A 16,571-nucleotide genomic window follows, 5' to 3' on the forward strand; every position below is an offset into this window, starting at 1 on the left:
GACTACTCCCGTCTCCATGGAATATTTATAATCATGCATAGCCCGCCCAACGCACTGCGCTGCGCGCTAAGACCATAGCCTGTCCCAAACTTGATTCGTAAACGTTGATTCACATTCATCAGCCCTGTAATCTCTTCATTCCCTGATCTCTGATTCGCAGATTCTTGAAAGGACGCTTGCAGATTGCTCAAGATTGCATCCGTTAACTGATCCCCATCATCCTCAATTCGAATGGACAGTTTGTCTTGATCCACTTGATAGGATAATTTCAGAGTCCCCCCCTGACTGCGTTTGGCAAGGGCATGCTCGAAGACATTCTCCACAATCGGCTGAATGATGACCCGGGGAATGGAAATACCTCGATAATCCCTGCTTAGTTCCTCCAGTTGCAGCTGGACTCTTGACCCAAACCGGATTTTTTGAATTGAAGCATAGACCAAGGCGTGGTCCATCTCTTCACCGAGCGATACCTCGGAATGAGAATCCCTGGACATATACCTGAAATATTGTCCCAAATAATCGGTAAACTCCTGAATTAATTCAACATTCTCTACCTCGGCCATTTGCTTGATGCTGAACAGGCTGTTATATAAAAAGTGAGGCTGAATCTGAGACTGCAAATGTTTAAGTTCTGCCTCGCTGGTTCGAATCCGGGCAACATAATTTTCATCAATCAGAATGTGTAAGCGCTCTATCATGTGATTGAAACGAGAGTACAAATAACCAAATTCGTCCCGTCTGGATTGAGGAATATGAATGCTTGTCTGCCCCTGCTCCGCCATTCTGAACCCGCGGATGAGCACAGATAACGGCTTGTGAATGGACCTGTAGATCGAAAAGGAGAAGATCATAATAATAACGATTGAAATAAGCGTCAGCATCCACAACCACAGGTTGTATTGTTCCAGAGGAGCTTTGAGCACATCATTAGGAATGCTGGCCGTCAGCGTGAATGAGTGATCGGGATCATAAAGCGAATAGTACAGAAATGGATCGGATTGAAACCTCGTAACCTGCATGGATACCGGAGATTCTGGAGATACCTGCTGCAATTGTGCCGACGATGCAGGTTCATCAGAAGAAGAAATGACCACATTGTGATGCTCTCCGAAGCTCAGCGTAATATCACTGCCCCCTGTTTCCGCGAGCTGCTGCAATCTGTGCTTCAATTCTTCAGCAGACAAACGTATGCCTAATATGAAATTGGGCGGTTCCTCATGATTCATGTTGTACGGGTTGCTTTTGAGAAAATAAAGATTGTTATCCGAATAAGACAGCTCACCATTCAGATTTCCCATGGTTGCCAGCAGATCCTTCCATTCGCCATCCTCCACATTGCGAATTCCGTCCACTGCGCTGACCCGTTTATGCAGAGCCGGTACGTAATACACAACATCACTGATATAGGGACTCGTTACCATGATCTGACCCAGCTTGTTGTGGATATTATTGAGACTGGAAGTCACCTCATACCTGCTCATGATCGCTGCTCGTGTACTTAGCGTGGACATCGTATCATCGAACGAAAATTCGGTCACAAGCCCACTCATTCGCTCCAGTTCGAATTGCAGATGATTGTGGTAAAAATACAGCTTTGATTCATGCGCCTTCTCCACTTCTGTCTGCATTTGCTTGGAGCTGGTATGTGTGATCATAATGCTGATTCCATACAGGGGCAGAATGACAAGCACAAAGGCTATCATCAGCTTGACGACAATGGATGCATTTTTCCAGGTGCCCACCGCAAATCTCATTTCCCTCCACTCCTTTCCTCAACGGCAAAAAGGAGCCGGAAATCGGCTCCTCCCATTGGCTTTCCTCCATCGATCTTATCCCTTTACACTGCCTACAACAAGTCCATGGACGAAATACCTTTGCAGGAATGGATACACGAGCAGAATGGGTATAACGGACAAAAAGATTTGGGATGCCTGAGTCGTTCTGTCCGACACCTGGCTTAACAGCGTTGCGTCCTCCAGGGTCATCATCTCACTTTGAAGCATCGTCACTTGCTGGAGCATCGATTGCAAATACGTTGCTAGCGGATAACCTTCCGGACTCTTCATGTAGATCATGCCATCAAACCAGGCGTTCCAGTGTCCTACCATGGCAAATAGTGTGATGGTTGCAATACTTGGCAATGAAATGGGAAGGTAAATGCTCCATAGTGTGCGAAAATGGCCTGCGCCATCCATCCATGCTGCTTCTTCCAGTTCCTTCGGCAAGCCTCGAAAGAAATTCAGCATAAGCAATACATTAAAGATGGGAACAGCACCCGGCAAAATCAGGGCCCAGATTGAATCCAACAAACCTGCTTCCTTAACGATAAGATAACCGGGGATCAATCCCCCACTGAACAGCATGGTGAAGACAAAAATCCACGCATAGAACGTTCTGGAACGGAACTTCGCTGCCTCTTTGGAGAGCGGATAGGCTACAAGAATCGTGAAGACCAGATTGGTCGCAACCCCGAGTACAACGCGGAGAAGACTTGTGCTGAACGAATTTAGAAACTGCTGATTCTCCAGAATGTATTTATAGGAGGACAGGGTGAAGTCCACCGGCCAGAATGTCACACTCCCCGCCTTGACTGCATCACTTGAACTAAACGAAATCGCCAGAATATTCACAATAGGAAACAGACACAGCAAGGCAAGAAGGGTCAGGATGACGTAATTCAATCCCAGAAACCATCGATAGGCTCTCGAAGCGTGATGCATGTTCTTGCCTCCTTTCTAGAAAATCCGATAATTGGCTAATCGATAGGCCAGGAAATATCCAAGCCCGATAAAGATGAACGAAACGGCTGATTTAATGAGGCCCAATGCGGTGGATACGGAGTACTGGGCATCCTGCAAACCAATCCGATAGATCATTGTATCGAGAATATCTCCCGATTCGTAGACGAGCGGATTATATAGATTGAACACTTGGTCAAAGCCGCCATTCAGTACGTTACCAAGGCTTAGCGTAACCATCAGTATTACGATTGGACGAATGCCGGGGAGCGTAATATGCCATGTCTGCTTCCATCTTCCCGCACCATCCATTACGGATGCTTCATACAAGGATTTATCAATGTTTGTCAATGCGGCCAAGTATATAATGGTGCCAAATCCGAATTCTTTCCATTGGTCCGTAATGACGAGTATGTAAGGAAACCATTCGTTGCTGGCCAGGAACTGAACAGGTTCAACCCCTATCGCCTTAAGCAGCATATTTACGATTCCTGTGCTAGGGGAGAGCACATCCACAATGATCCCGGCCAATATGACCCATGAAAAGAAATGCGGCATATAGATGACCGTCTGTATTGTTCGTTTAAACCCTGTTTTGCGTACCTCGTTCAGCAATAAGGCCACAAGCACCGGAATGACCAAACCGGACACAATTTTCATGGCGGAAATAAATACGGTATTCCATACGACCTGCCCGAATCCAGGCAGATCGAACAAGTACCTGAAATTGTCCAAACCGACCCAATTCATATTTTTGAATCCGGCAATGGGAGAAAAATTCTGAAAGGCAATGGAGAGTCCCGCCATCGGAATGTAACCGAATACAATAATGATGATCAGTCCAGGCAATATCATAAGATGAAGCGGAACGTTTCGTATAAATTGTTTGTAGTTGGAACGCATGAGCTGTCTCCTCCTTCAAATTCATTATAGAATCCGTCAGGAATCAGCCATAGTGTAGGCTATTTACTTTAGGTATCTTTTGTTGACCATTGTCTACAGACCAACAATACAACTAAAAAGGAACGCATCGGTTGCAATTCTATTCTTAAGCAATTAAAATAAACTCTTTTGAGATATGTATAGATATATCGTGTATTTGGTAATTCCACCCTGGTTTGATACTGAACATATGAAACCTTACAATCCTATGTACGTAATATTTACCTATTAAGATTTAGAGGTGACAATTATTTATTTTGATAACAAATGAGGGATAACATGAAAAAACAGTTTATCGTACTTGGTCTTGGACGATTCGGTTCAAGCCTGACACGGACGCTCATTAACAATGGACATGAAGTGCTCGCAGTAGACAAGAATGAAAATCTGGTTCAGGAAATTTCAACAATAGCCACCCATGTTGTACAGGCGGATTGTACGGACAAATCAGTCCTCAAAGAGCTGGGAGCAAGCAACTTCTCTCACGCCATTGTCGCAATCGGCGAAGATCTGCAAGCCAGTATATTGACCACTCTGTTATTGAAGGAACTCAATGTACCCAAAGTAACAGCCAAGGCCAAAAATGATAACCATGGCAGTGTGCTTAGCAAGATTGGTGCCGATCAGATCGTTTACCCGGAACGTGACATGGCCACAAGGCTGGGGAATCAGCTTAGCTCAGACAACATTATTGATTCCATCGAATTGTCTCCAGACTACAATCTGGTCGAGATCAAAGCTCCTGAAAGTATGAATCAGAAAACGCTGCAAGAACTCAACATCCGGGCAGGATATGGATGTACTGTTATCGCCATCAAAACGGGGAGTAACCTGAATATCTCTCCAAGGGCAGAAGACACCGTTCGTACGGGAGACAAGCTCTTGCTAATCGGCAGTAACGAAGACATTCGGATTCTGGAGAGTGATTATGAGCAAAAGAAATAAACGCGTACCGAGAACTTCAGCTCTATCCATCGTTGAATCGATTGTAAACAAACTGAAAAATAATATGAGCCCTCCTCAACTTATCATGATGATCTTCTTCGCTCTCATCTGGATCGGGGCCATATTACTTGTATTGCCGGTATCTTCGAGTACCGGAACATCTATCGGTTTACTTGATGCCTTGTTTACAGCAACCTCTGCCATATGTGTAAATGGGTTAATTGTTTTGGATACAGGGAGTGTCTTTTCTACATTTGGACAAGTCATCATCATGATTCTGATTCAGGTTGGCGGATTAGGGTTCATGACACTAGGTGTAATGGTCGCCATTATTCTGGGGAAACGGATTGGATTGAAACAGAGGCTCCTTATTCAACAAGCCACCAATACATCTTCTGCTCAAGGTCTGGTTAAGCTTTCGATGTATATTGTGCTCATAGCCTTCGCTTTTGAAGCTTTGGCTACATTGATTCTTACTTTGCGATGGCATAGTGAACTCGGATGGGGACAAGCTCTTTATTACGCGATATTCCACTCTGTGTCTGCTTTCAACAATGCGGGTTTCTCCTTATGGCCTAATAGCCTTTCCCCCTTTGTTGGCGATCCGGTAGTCAATCTTACGGTCATTTCGCTCTTTATCATTGGCGGATTAGGTTACATTGTGGTTGTGGATGTTTTTCGCAAACGATCATGGAGAAAGCTATCTCTGCATTCGAAGATTGTATTAATCGGCAGTTTTTCTCTATATTTGTTTGGATTCATCACCATCCTTTTACTTGAAAGTTGGAATCCTTCCACGTTTGCTGATTTATCTTATGGCGAACGCATATGGGCTGCTCTATTTCAGGGTACTGCCCCTCGAAGCTCCGGTTTCAATACAATTGATATTGGTAGCATGCTTGCAACATCCCAATTTTTTATTATTATCCTGATGTTTATTGGAGCCGCTTCCGGCGGGACGGGTGGAGGAATTAAAGTTAACACCTTTGTCGTGCTTGTTCTAGTGACCATTCAAACATTTCGGGGCGGCGGGCAAACACATGCTTTTGAGCGTAAAATAGCAGAAGAAACCGTTATGCGCGCACTCGCTGTTGTCATGAGTTCACTGGCGTTTGTGCTAGGAATCTCCATACTTCTGTCCATCTCCGAAGGAATTCTTGAGAATCATTTTCTGGATGTTCTGTTTGAAGCGACTTCTGCTTTTAGCACTACAGGACTATCGATGGGCCTTACAAGTGAGCTGAGTGCTACTGGAAAAATTCTAGTCATCTTCACCATGTTTGCAGGTCGGTTGGGACCTTTAACACTCGCTTTTGCATTGGCCCAGAAGAAACGTACGTCCAAAATTGGTTATGCCGAGGATCATGTTCTTATTGGCTAACCTATAGGCTCCTGTTAACTCTATTCAAAATGCCCCCTTATCTAAGACGACCTAACGTCTGGATAAAGGGGCATTTTTGTTAATTATTTATACAGACGCTCCATGATCAGGACATTCACCGAATGCGCAGACAGATGAACCACAACCGAATCCTCCTGTAGATGAATCACTTGTTCTTGTGGAACGATCTTCTCATCGTTCTTCTGATTCACGTTGGGAACATGTAGCAATTCTTCATCGCCGCTAAGTGTTATCATTCTAGCAACAGAGGCAACGTTCAGATCCTGAAGGTGAATTTGAGTTGCTTTATCCACCCCATCTGCGTTCACCAGCTTCACATACACATGCTGTGCATCTCTCGTAACGGAATGGAATACGTCCCGGTTGTATGCTTCGAGCTTGTAATCCAGAATTCGGCTGGTAGTGTGACCATCGGTATAAGAGCAGATCAGATTTTTCCCTGTTTCACCACCATAATTCACCGTAATCGTATAATTCGTGTCGTTCTCCAGTGATTCATAGTTGGCTGCCCGGAGATTTCCCGCTGCAGAACTGGAAGAATAATCACCCAGGGTGTAGCCTTCTATACCTTGTTTGTATACTTTGACTCCCGTTGCATTGCCGCCATATCCAATCGCGTATTCAATGACATCCTTTTTCTCAGGGGATATATCCGTCAATCCCACACCGATGGTGAAGCCATCCTCGCCCGCTGTGCGCTGAATCTCAACTTCAACTTTATAACTCGTCCATTCATCGTTCAGAAGATATACCCCATTCAGACCACTTGCCTGCGCTTTTAAAATCAGCCCTTTTCCCGTCTCCAGCGTGTATCCTGCCGATCCCGGAATCCGATTCCACTCCACATTCAGAGCTGTCTGCTCCCTGAAATCTTCTGTAAACAGCACCCTGCCATCCTGGTTCGATGTGACCGTAATACGTTTCACCACAATGTCAGCATGACCTGTCGCAATCTCGATCCCGCCGCGCGGAATGAGCTCTATCGGTTGACCCTTGCTGTATGTTGAAAATGAAGTGCTCAGCACCTGATCGCCCACGTACTTGGCAAAAAGCTGCTGTACATAGTAATTCGGTGTGTACCACACCGTCTCATCATCAAACCAGATGCAGTCCGGCGTCCAGCGGTAGGTGCCGTCTGTTAGTACCTTGTTAAATAGTGGCGCATAGGCAGCCAGGCGAACAACGTCCGCATTATTTTCAAACCCGGTCATGATCGCCGCTTCGGCAACCGCACCTGCCAAGGTATTTTTATCCGTTGACGCATATTCTCCCACAAATACCTTAGATGTCTCTTTCCAATCCATACTGCCATCTTCGTGATACGCCCGCTCGTAATAGTTGTACCGATCCACGTTGTTTAGCAGATAGTCATTGGAACGATAGTAATGTTCATCGGCAATGGTATCCATATAGTTGTCCTGGTTCTCATACCAAGTGACCGTCTCCTCAATCACCTCTTTGCCATCTGCAAAAGCGACTTGAGCTGATCCGGTCAGATTGCCACTCAGGAATTTCCATCCCTGCTGGTACGCATCATCGTCTGCCTGAGCGCCGACTGTCGAAATGATGTGCAGCTCATGATCAGGATAGTTACGCTTCATATAGTCATCAATTGACGTCTTGAATACTTCAAAGTTCGCAAAAAATTCGGTTCCCCAGTTCTCATTACCTACGCCAAGATAACGCAGATCGAACGGCTCAGGATGTCCCATGCTGCTCCGTATGGCCGCCCATTCATTATGTTCAATATCCGTGCTGAGCGCAAAATCGATCAGGTCTGTAAAGTTACGGATATAATACTCCCTCAAAGCGCCACCTGCCGGGTGTGCATAATCCGAACGCGCCTGGCACAGAACGCCACAGGCCATGACCGGAACCGGAACAGCATTCAAATCTTCAGCCAGTTGGAAATACTCCATGTATCCGAGGCCCATCGTCATCATGTAACCCCAGACATTATAGTTCTCCTTGCGAAGTTCAACCGGTCCCACCGAATCCTTCCAGTCATACACATTGTCCCAAATAAATGAACCTTCCGAAATGCATCCCCCCGGGAAACGCAGAAACTTTGGATGCAGATCGACGAGCGCTTGAACCAGGTCTTTCCGGAGTCGATAGTTTGGATTACCCGTGTAGTTGGCATGCGCTGACGCGGATATTCCCTGCTCTTTCGGATTGGCTCCCCATACATCTTGCGGAATCAACGATACCATATCGATGGAAATGTCCCCTTCGAAGGTGAGAGCCAATTGCCCCAACGCAGTTTCCGTTCCAGTCAGGATCACGTTCGAATTCGGGATTCCGTACTTCCTCCATGTGTTACCACCTTCCACTTGCAGCGCAACTGAATCACTGATGGCATCGCCGTTCCCATCCTGCAATTGAATCGTAATCGTTCCTGCGGATACTGCCTTGGCCCAGACAGTAAAATCATACGCCTTACCCTTCTTAATGGACATGGCACAATGTTGGTTGGAATCCGAGAAGCCGCGATTACGAATCGTCGCACCAGCCTGAACCGTTACATAATAAGCATTCACTTCCGGGTCTTCCACGTTAAAATGAGTGTTTAATCCATCGGTCTGCTGCACGATCATTTTGTCGGTATCTCCGGACCAAGCATACAACGGATCACGGTTCCGACCTGTCGAACAACCACATTCCCCTGAGTCATGCGAGTATGTATCGAATGCAAAGGATTCAAACGAGCGGTTCTGAACAAGCTCTGCATAGATTCCCCCGTCTGCCGCATTGTTAATGTCCTCGTAGAAGAGGCCGTACATTACTTCGCTAATATCCGCTACACGTTGATCCCCGTGAATCGTAACGGTATAAGGCGGGAGGTGCTCTGGAACAACAGAGACATCAAAACTTTTGTTTGACGTACTTCCACCCTTGGTCAAAAGTGCATTCAAACGAACTCCCTGTGCAGAGCTCAGAGATTGAATTACTCCATTCGCTGACAGAACTTCAGGCTGACTTGAACTCCATTGAACGTTCACCTTTCCCCCTAGCAAATCTATAGGCAGTGACACATCTTTGGTAATAATCCGGGCTGGAGCAGACAAATATTTATCTCCGGCAAGCTGCACAATCTCTTCATCGGTCAGGGACTCGCACATCACCTCAATGACTTCATCCATGGATAGAGCCGCCTGATATATCCGAAAATCAGATAGTGATCCCGCAAAGTCCACATCTGCCGGGTACTGAGAACGTCCAATATAATTACGGCTATAGTTCACAGGGTCCACGAACGAATCAAACCATCTGCGCAGCTTGGCATAATTGCCGCTGGACGTCTGGCTGATGGAGCCATCCGCCACCATCTCCCCATTCACATATACAACCGGACCTGCGCTGCTGCGTGTGCCGCCTTGACTGCCTGCCACCGACAAGGCAATATGCATCCATTCCCCACTGGCAAATCCGCGTCCCGGGTCTACAACCAAATCATCTCCTGCATATAACGTACCTCTCATCTGACGAGTCAGAAATAAATAGGGGCCCTTCTCGCCATTGCCGAAGTCGAAAATTCGCTCCCACACATTCGAACCTTTGCCCAAATGGACCCATGCCGAAACAGTCACACCGGTGTTATCGCTTACATCTTGCAGCAAATTCGAAGGCAGCTCCAAATAGGATGTTCCGTTCGATCCTCCGGTAAAAGTCACCGCCCATCTGCCATTTACTTCGGAAATGCTGGGTAGTTTTTCTCCTGAGGCTGTTCCATTGTGTCCGTTCCCTGAGCTATCCTTGCCGATCTCGGCTGCATCTTCAAACTTGTAGTGTGCGATGAGTTGATTGTGAAATGTAGTCATGTTCATTCCTCCTATGTAACGTAAATTATCGTAGATGTCTTTCTTTAATTCGTATAAATGTAAATTGATTAATAATTATATAAACAACTGATCTAATCGTATAGTATCTTATTCCGAGTCATGATTTCAATCCCAAAATTACAGAAAGTCCAACGTAGTACAGGAATTCATACGAATCAATCCATCTTTTTGCTTATCTCCCTCTCAATCATAAAGACACTCTAACGATAATATTTATGGTTTACAAATATATAAACTGATTGATAATATAACAAATGAAAGCGCTTGATATTTAATATTATCGAAAAGGAGGACTGTCCGGCCATATAACGTTTGCGGCAGTGAATAGGTTGATTTTTCATTTCAGGTATTGGGAAAGGGGAAACGTATGAAACGTTATTGGGTAAGCGTACTTAACATTTCTTTACTGAGCACTGCATTACTTACGGCAACAGCTTTGGCACCCGTGTCCGTATTGGCGGACAGTCCAGGGGCAGACAGTTCCAAATCGCAAGTTTCCACATCCATTGAGAATACGGCTCCATCATTCAGAAATGTTTCCGTTCATGACCCTTCCGTTATTAAGGTCGGTGATACCTTTTATATTTTCGGCTCACATCTCCAGGTAGCCAAATCCAAGGATTTGATGAAATGGGATTCGGTCGCCTCCGGGGTTACGGATGATAATCCTGTTGTGCCCAATGTAACCAAGGAATTCGCAGAAGCCCTAGTATGGGCGCAGACCGATACGTTATGGGCAGCAGACGTCATTCAGCTGGAGGACGGCAAATTTTATATGTATTACAATGCGTGCAAAGGAGACTCTCCCCGCTCTGCATTAGGCGTTGCTGTCGCAGACAACATTGAAGGGCCTTATAAGGATCAGGGCATTCTGCTGAAATCCGGCATGTGGGATCAGATCAGTGAGGATGGCACCATATACGATGCAACGATCCATCCGAATGTGGTCGACCCTGATGTGTTTTTCGATAAAAACGGAAAATTATGGATGGTTTACGGTTCCTATTCCGGGGGGATTTTCATTCTGGAAATGGACAAAACGTCGGGAAAACCACTCCCTAATCAGGGGTATGGCAAAAAACTGACCGGAGGCAATCACAGCCGAATTGAAGCTCCTTATATGCTCTATAATCCCGAAACCGACTATTATTATCTGTATCTTTCTTATGGCGGATTGGGTGCTGACGGGGGATATAACATTCGTGTAGCTCGATCCAAAACGCCGGATGGCCCTTTCCTTGATGCCGAAGGAAACGATATGATCAACGTCAAGGCGGACAAGGACAAACCCTTGTTTGATGACCGCTCGATCGAGCCTTTTGGCGTGAAATTACTAGGGAACTTCCTCTTTCAAAGACAGATCGGTGATCCCGGCACTGGTCAGGGTATCGGCTATGTATCACCAGGTCATAACTCCGCCTATTATGACGCAGAAACCGGAAAACAATTTCTGATTTTCCATTCCCGCTTTCCGGGTCGCGGCGAAGAGCATGAAGTCCGCGTACATGAGATGCATATGAATTCGGAAGAATGGCCTGTCGTTTCTCCCTATCGCTATGCAGCTTTAGAAGAGGATACTGACCATCTGACAACCCAGGATATTGCTGGACAGTACCGATGGGTGAATCACGGGAAGGAAATCACGGCTGAGATCAAATCATCGCAATCCGTCCAGTTCACAGCAGATGGGCAGATTAATGGTGCCGTAACGGGAACATGGACTCTTGAAGCAGACAATCAGGTGCAAATCACATCAAATAACGTCGTATATAATGGCGTTTTCACGCATGAATGGGAGCCGGATTCCCAGAAGACGGTTCTGACCTTTAGCGCGCTCTCCTCCTCTGGTGTGGCCATCTGGGGGAGTCAGATGACTGCAATGAAGGATCAGGATATTGTTAATGCGGTCAAAAAGGACCTGAACATCGGCGACACGGGGAACATATTCTTTAACCTGTCCCTCCCCACCAAGGGAACACGCGATTCAGAGATTACTTGGAAGTCCTCCAACGCCTCTGCCCTCTCTGCTACAGGGGTAGTGAATCGCCCTCGTATTGGCAAGGGAGATGCCAAGGTGGCATTGACGGCAACGATCCGCAAAGGAAGCGCGGTGAGCTCCAAAACGTTTAATGTTACCATTCCACAACAAGCGGTGAGTCCACTGCTTGGAGAATATACGTTTGATCAAATGAAACTTGCAAAAATCGCACAGGATTCCAGCAAAAATGAATATCACGGCCAACCCTTTAATGTGACGACTTCTGCGGTTAACAGCAAAAATCAGGCTGCCGCCTTCAATGGAACAGACAGCTATATCCAGCTGCCCGGAATCATCACAGATACGACGGATTTCACCTTTAGTGCATGGGTCAACTGGAGTGGTGGCGGAGCCTGGCAGCGAATTTTCGATTTTGGAAATGGCCTGACCAGACATATGTTCCTTACCCCCGCACAGCATACAGGAGCTCTGCAATTCACCATCCATGACCAGAGACGGGATCAGAGCCTCATTGCTGCTGAACCGCTGCCCTCCAATCAATGGGTACATGTCGCTGTCACCCTTCAGGGAGATACAGGTACTCTGTATGTGAACGGAAAAGCTGTGGCAAGCAGCACCGAAATTACGTTTAACCCGAAGGATCTTCAAGTGACGGAAGCTTATTTGGGCAAAAGCCGTTATACAGCCGATCCCTTCTATAAAGGCTCGATGGATAACGTAAAAGTATATGATAAAGCGTTAACCTCCACGGAAATTCAGCGCCAGGCAAAAGAAAAGCCTTAATCAGCAGCAACCTTGCCGCTGGAGTTAAATCTATAACAGAACGCCCAATACAGTAGCCGAGTTTACAGACTGCTTATTGGCGTTCTGTTTCATTTCATTTTGAATAATGGATGACCATGCTTAACTTGTTCGCAGAGGCACCCGAATTCTTATAGGCATGAGGCTTGTCCGCGCGAAAACGGATCGACTCCCCTTGTTTTACCGTATAATCCTCCTCCCCAACCCGAATTGTAACTTCCCCTTCAAAAACCGTAATAAATTCCTCTGCCCCATCGATATGCGGTTCAGCATTCAAAGAAGACTCCGCATCCATCTCCATAACGTACATTTCAAAACGGCGCCCTTCTTCAAAAGTAAAATGCGGATAAATCCGAATCTTGCCCTCATTCTCCATCAATGCTTGAATATCACTGCCCGTTACGACTGTGGTGTCCGACTTCGGCTCGTGGATCAAGGCGGTAAATGATATTTTCAGACCGTTCGCAATCTTCCATACAGTAGCAATTGTAGGGTTCGATTCCCCCCGTTCAATTTGACCAAGCATCGTCTTGCTAATTCCAGACAACTCGGCAACCTTGTCCAGACTAAGCTTTCTTTGCTCCCTGAGCTGTTTCAAATTTTGCGCAAGAACAACATTAATGTTTTTCAATATAAAGTCACCTCTGTTTTTAAAAGATTAAATTGTGCTTTATAGAGCACATAATGTACAATTATAAAGATCGTACGTTATAACGTACATTTCAACTAAATATAACATACACCGAGAATCAATTGTGGAGGACTTATGAATATTATACCGTTACTCACGTACGCAATCGTGGCTTCATTCACACCGGGTCCCAACAACATCATTGCCATGACCCACGCAAGAAACGAAGGATTCAGAAAAACCCTTCCGTTTATTGGTGGCGTTGCAGCCGGCTGCCTGCTTATTATGGTTCTGTCCAGTTATTTCAACCTTATTCTGCATCAATACATCCCAAGGATCAAACCAGCCCTGAACGTGTTGGGATGTGTATACATGATCTATTTGGCAATTAAAATTATGCGAAGTAAACCTACGAGTGCCAAAGATCCCAAGGTGAATCGTTTTTCATTTCTCTTTGGCTTTACCCTGCAATTCATCAATCCCAAAGTCATTCTGTATGGTCTTACGGCTATCTCCGTATTTGTCATGCCTCTTGGGCAGTCACATGTCCATATTATCGTTTTTTCGTTGCTTCTCACCATCATAGGTGTTAGTGCGAATATGACGTGGGGGTTATGTGGTGTGTTATTCCAAAGTTTTTTATTGAAATATGAACGTCCTTTTAATATGGTGATGGGCGTTTTGCTCATCTGCAGCGCCCTATCGATTCTATTATAAATACAAAAAAGAAAAAGCGTCCTCTCATCCGATGAGGGAACGCTTTTTCTACCAACCTCAGTTCGATCTCCACCACGGTTGGCTCGGGTAAGTCTCCGAATGCAGCACAACCTTCTCACCGATTTTGGGTGTTGCAATGTCGACATTCAATGCATGTGCAGCCTTGGTAATCCGTTCAACCGGCTCGTTCCATGCATGATAGGCCAATGTAAAAGCGGCCCAATGAATAGGGATGAGCAGTCCTCCCTTGACATCCAAGTGAGCCTGCACCGTTTCTTCCGGCATCATATGAATGTTGGACCAACGCTCGTCATATTGGCCGCATTCCATCAGAGTCAGGTCAAAGGGTCCATACTTACTACCGATTTCCTTGAAATGAGGACCGTAGCCGCTATCACCGCTAAAGAAAACCTTCGTTTCCTGTCCGGCAATGACCCACGAACACCATAATGTAGAATTGCGATCCAGCAATCCTCTACCCGAGAAATGCCGTGCAGGCGTACAGGCAAATGTCAAACCCTTGAAGGACAGCTTATCCCACCAGTTATGTTCAGTAATCTGTTCCGAAGGCACACCCAGTTGAATTAGTCGTCGACGCACGCCAAGCGGGACAATAAACCGCTCTGTTTTATTCTTTAATCTGCGGATGGAAGAGTAGTCCAGATGATCATAATGGTCATGCGATATAATGATCGCATCCAAGACTGGAAAATCCTCAGGTTGAATCGGCAGGTTAGTGTTGTATCGTTTCGTACCCGCCCAGGATACAGGAGATGGACGGTTGCCGAGCATTGGATCAAAGAGCAATCGGTGTCCTTCAATCTCAAGCAGAAAAGCCGAGTGTCCGAACCATGTCACCTGTGGGTTATCGGATATGTTTAATGATTCCGCTGGTTCATATTTCTCCACGGGAATGCTGCTCGCTGGTCTCCGCTCTATATTTCTCCGCATGGAATCCCTTAACATGCTTACAAGGGAGCTGAAGCTCATACCTGCGGCTGTTGGAATCTGATTTTCGTATTTTGTCATTATTCATACCTTCTGTTCTCTAAAATCAATCATTCAATCCATCATTCAATCTTGAGTATAACAGGAGTAATATTGCTTTATATTAAATCATTGTTCGTTTATAATCAATTTCGCCTTCGGTTATCTGAATTTGAACTTCAATTAACCCTAATCAGGTCGAAGATTTTACAGCCCAGCGACGAACATCTCACAGGACTATAGCACTAACCCATGTTGATTCATCTCCTGGTTAAACATAATTAAGGTGGAATTAAGACTCTGTTTTCTCTCCAATAAGACTGGGCATATATAATAGAGAAAATACAGCAGAGAGTATGTGAGAGATGATGAAAAAATGGCGCAGAAGATTATTTAAAACGTTTATATTCGGAGTTGTTGCGATTCTCCTCCTTTTGGGGACAGGCGTAATCTACCAACAAGTGAGTGCACGGCAGGATGCAAAAACATTCATTCCTCCTGGCAAGCTGTACAGCGTGCATGGTGACAATATGCATTTATATACGGGTGGTCAGGGAGATACAACGGTCGTCCTTGCATCCGGATGGGGTACTGCTGATCCTTATGTAGACTATTATCCGCTTTATGAAAAGCTTGCACCTTACACGAAATTCGCGGTTTACGATCGCTTTGGCTATGGTTATAGCGATAGGACCGATAAGAAACGCGATGTCGATACTGTGGCAGATGAATTGCACGAGTTATTAGAGGTATCTGGGCAAAAGCCACCATACGTCCTGGTAGGTCACTCCCTTGGATCGCTTGAAACACTCCGGTTTGCTCAAAAGTATCCGGATGAAGTACAAGGTATTGTCATGTTGGATGGGGGAAGTCCGGAATATTACGCCAATGACACTGACGATATGGCAAGTGTGATTGGTGGCTTCATGAACCAATTCCGGATTCATACGGGGCTGCTCCGCTTGTCCTTACAATCTGACGCAGTCGTGGAAGCCTCCAATGCCAATCGAAACGGTCTGAAGTTTGTGCCTGATGAACTGAAGAAGATCGATACAACGGCCCTGCTGCTTAACTATGGGAATGCCAACACCGTGGATGAGTTACGTGAAATGACAGCCAATGCCAAGGTTGTTGTCGACAACAAAAAGCCCTTCCCGTTTCCACTTACCATACTGACAGCAGATTACTTCGGAGCCAGTGAGCCTATATGGGATAAAACTCAAGCTGAATTTACGTCCTGGTCGGAACACTCCAAGCATGTAACCGTTAAGGATACCGAGCATTATATCCATCAATATCACCCGGACCTTGTCGCCAATGAAATATTGGAACTGGTTAAGAAGTAGATTCCCTGAATAAACGCTGAACTACCAAACCAACCAATTCATGCCAAATAAAACCCTAACGATTCTGGTAATCGTCAGGGTTTTATTGTGTTAGAGGTCTCACTGTGCTTTTGCCATCCTCGGTGTTTGTGATCTAAAATGCGCCAATGCCTCCTGAACCTCCGTGCTCGTAAGACCGTGTCGATCAAAATAATGCATGAGCTCTTCCAGCTCAGTTCCAT

At 45.7% G+C, this 16,571-nt stretch carries 11 protein-coding genes; 5 read left to right on the plus strand and 6 right to left on the minus strand.

Annotated features, from left to right (window positions below; all coding sequences use genetic code 11):
- Positions 1-2: 2 nt before the first annotated feature.
- The 3 genes from Q0V21_RS10620 to Q0V21_RS10630 form a co-directional block, all read right to left on the minus strand.
- A complete protein-coding gene (locus tag Q0V21_RS10620; protein ID WP_301878820.1) occupies positions 3-1,754 on the minus strand; it encodes a sensor histidine kinase in 1,752 nt (583 codons plus the stop codon).
- 75 nt (positions 1,755-1,829) lie between these two features.
- Complete coding sequence (locus tag Q0V21_RS10625) at positions 1,830-2,720, minus strand: carbohydrate ABC transporter permease (protein WP_301878822.1); 891 nt, start codon at positions 2,718-2,720, stop codon at positions 1,830-1,832.
- 15 nt (positions 2,721-2,735) lie between these two features.
- A complete protein-coding gene (locus tag Q0V21_RS10630; protein ID WP_301878823.1) occupies positions 2,736-3,641 on the minus strand; it encodes an ABC transporter permease in 906 nt (301 codons plus the stop codon).
- A 318-nt stretch (positions 3,642-3,959) separates the two neighbouring features.
- Between Q0V21_RS10630 and Q0V21_RS10635 the strand changes: the two genes are divergently transcribed.
- Both Q0V21_RS10635 and Q0V21_RS10640 read left to right on the plus strand, forming a co-directional pair.
- On the plus strand, positions 3,960-4,625 hold the full coding sequence (locus tag Q0V21_RS10635) for a potassium channel family protein (protein ID WP_301878824.1): 666 nt from the start codon (positions 3,960-3,962) through the stop codon (positions 4,623-4,625).
- A complete protein-coding gene (locus Q0V21_RS10640) occupies positions 4,609-6,006 on the plus strand; it encodes a TrkH family potassium uptake protein (protein WP_301878825.1) in 1,398 nt (465 codons plus the stop codon). The genes Q0V21_RS10635 and Q0V21_RS10640 overlap by 17 nt, the downstream gene beginning before the upstream one ends.
- 83 nt (positions 6,007-6,089) lie before the next feature.
- Here the strand turns inward: Q0V21_RS10640 and Q0V21_RS10645 are convergent, their stop codons facing one another.
- Entirely contained in the window at positions 6,090-9,848 is a 3,759-nt protein-coding gene (locus tag Q0V21_RS10645) for an alpha-L-arabinofuranosidase C-terminal domain-containing protein (RefSeq protein ID WP_301878826.1), read from the minus strand.
- Between the two features lie 388 nt (positions 9,849-10,236).
- Between Q0V21_RS10645 and abnB the strand changes: the two genes are divergently transcribed.
- Positions 10,237-12,651, plus strand: coding sequence for an arabinan endo-1,5-alpha-L-arabinosidase AbnB (gene abnB / locus Q0V21_RS10650; RefSeq protein WP_301878827.1), 2,415 nt, complete (start codon positions 10,237-10,239; stop codon positions 12,649-12,651).
- Positions 12,652-12,745: 94 nt separating this feature from the next.
- Here abnB and Q0V21_RS10655 read toward each other — a convergent pair whose 3' ends face one another.
- The gene (locus Q0V21_RS10655) at positions 12,746-13,300 is read right to left on the minus strand and encodes a helix-turn-helix domain-containing protein (RefSeq protein ID WP_301878828.1); all 555 of its coding nucleotides are present in this window, start codon (positions 13,298-13,300) and stop codon (positions 12,746-12,748) included.
- Between the two features lie 135 nt (positions 13,301-13,435).
- Here Q0V21_RS10655 and Q0V21_RS10660 point away from each other — a divergent pair, with 135 nt between their 5' ends.
- Positions 13,436-14,017 carry a LysE family transporter gene (locus tag Q0V21_RS10660; RefSeq protein ID WP_301878829.1) on the plus strand — a complete coding sequence of 194 codons (582 nt, stop codon included), beginning with the start codon at positions 13,436-13,438 and terminating at the stop codon, positions 14,015-14,017.
- 57 nt (positions 14,018-14,074) lie between these two features.
- On the opposite strand, the gene Q0V21_RS10665 is transcribed toward Q0V21_RS10660, so the two are convergent.
- Positions 14,075-15,046 (minus strand): MBL fold metallo-hydrolase, encoded by a 972-nt coding sequence (locus tag Q0V21_RS10665; RefSeq protein ID WP_301878830.1) that lies wholly within the window; start codon positions 15,044-15,046, stop codon positions 14,075-14,077.
- A gap of 323 nt (positions 15,047-15,369) precedes the next feature.
- On the opposite strand from Q0V21_RS10665, the gene Q0V21_RS10670 reads away from it, so the two are divergent.
- The gene (locus tag Q0V21_RS10670) at positions 15,370-16,350 is read left to right on the plus strand and encodes an alpha/beta fold hydrolase (protein WP_301878831.1); all 981 of its coding nucleotides are present in this window, start codon (positions 15,370-15,372) and stop codon (positions 16,348-16,350) included.
- Positions 16,351-16,571 lie beyond the last annotated feature (221 nt).

The organism is Paenibacillus sp. 11B, assembly GCF_030487755.1.
Classification (GTDB): domain Bacteria; phylum Bacillota; class Bacilli; order Paenibacillales; family Paenibacillaceae; genus Paenibacillus; species Paenibacillus vandeheii.

Excerpts from the sequence above, each read along its gene's own strand:
- Q0V21_RS10620 (WP_301878820.1), bottom strand. The coding sequence starts at position 1,754 with ATGAGATTTGCGGTGGGCACCTGGAAAAATGCATCCATTGTCGTCAAG.
- abnB (WP_301878827.1), top strand. The coding sequence starts at position 10,237 with ATGAAACGTTATTGGGTAAGCGTACTTAACATTTCTTTACTGAGCACT.
- Q0V21_RS10660 (WP_301878829.1), top strand. The coding sequence starts at position 13,436 with ATGAATATTATACCGTTACTCACGTACGCAATCGTGGCTTCATTCACA.
- Q0V21_RS10645 (WP_301878826.1), bottom strand. The coding sequence starts at position 9,848 with ATGACTACATTTCACAATCAACTCATCGCACACTACAAGTTTGAAGAT.
- Q0V21_RS10670 (WP_301878831.1), top strand. The coding sequence starts at position 15,370 with ATGATGAAAAAATGGCGCAGAAGATTATTTAAAACGTTTATATTCGGA.
- Q0V21_RS10665 (WP_301878830.1), bottom strand. The coding sequence starts at position 15,046 with ATGACAAAATACGAAAATCAGATTCCAACAGCCGCAGGTATGAGCTTC.
- Q0V21_RS10640 (WP_301878825.1), top strand. The coding sequence starts at position 4,609 with ATGAGCAAAAGAAATAAACGCGTACCGAGAACTTCAGCTCTATCCATC.
- Q0V21_RS10625 (WP_301878822.1), bottom strand. The coding sequence starts at position 2,720 with ATGCATCACGCTTCGAGAGCCTATCGATGGTTTCTGGGATTGAATTAC.
- Q0V21_RS10635 (WP_301878824.1), top strand. The coding sequence starts at position 3,960 with ATGAAAAAACAGTTTATCGTACTTGGTCTTGGACGATTCGGTTCAAGC.
- Q0V21_RS10630 (WP_301878823.1), bottom strand. The coding sequence starts at position 3,641 with ATGCGTTCCAACTACAAACAATTTATACGAAACGTTCCGCTTCATCTT.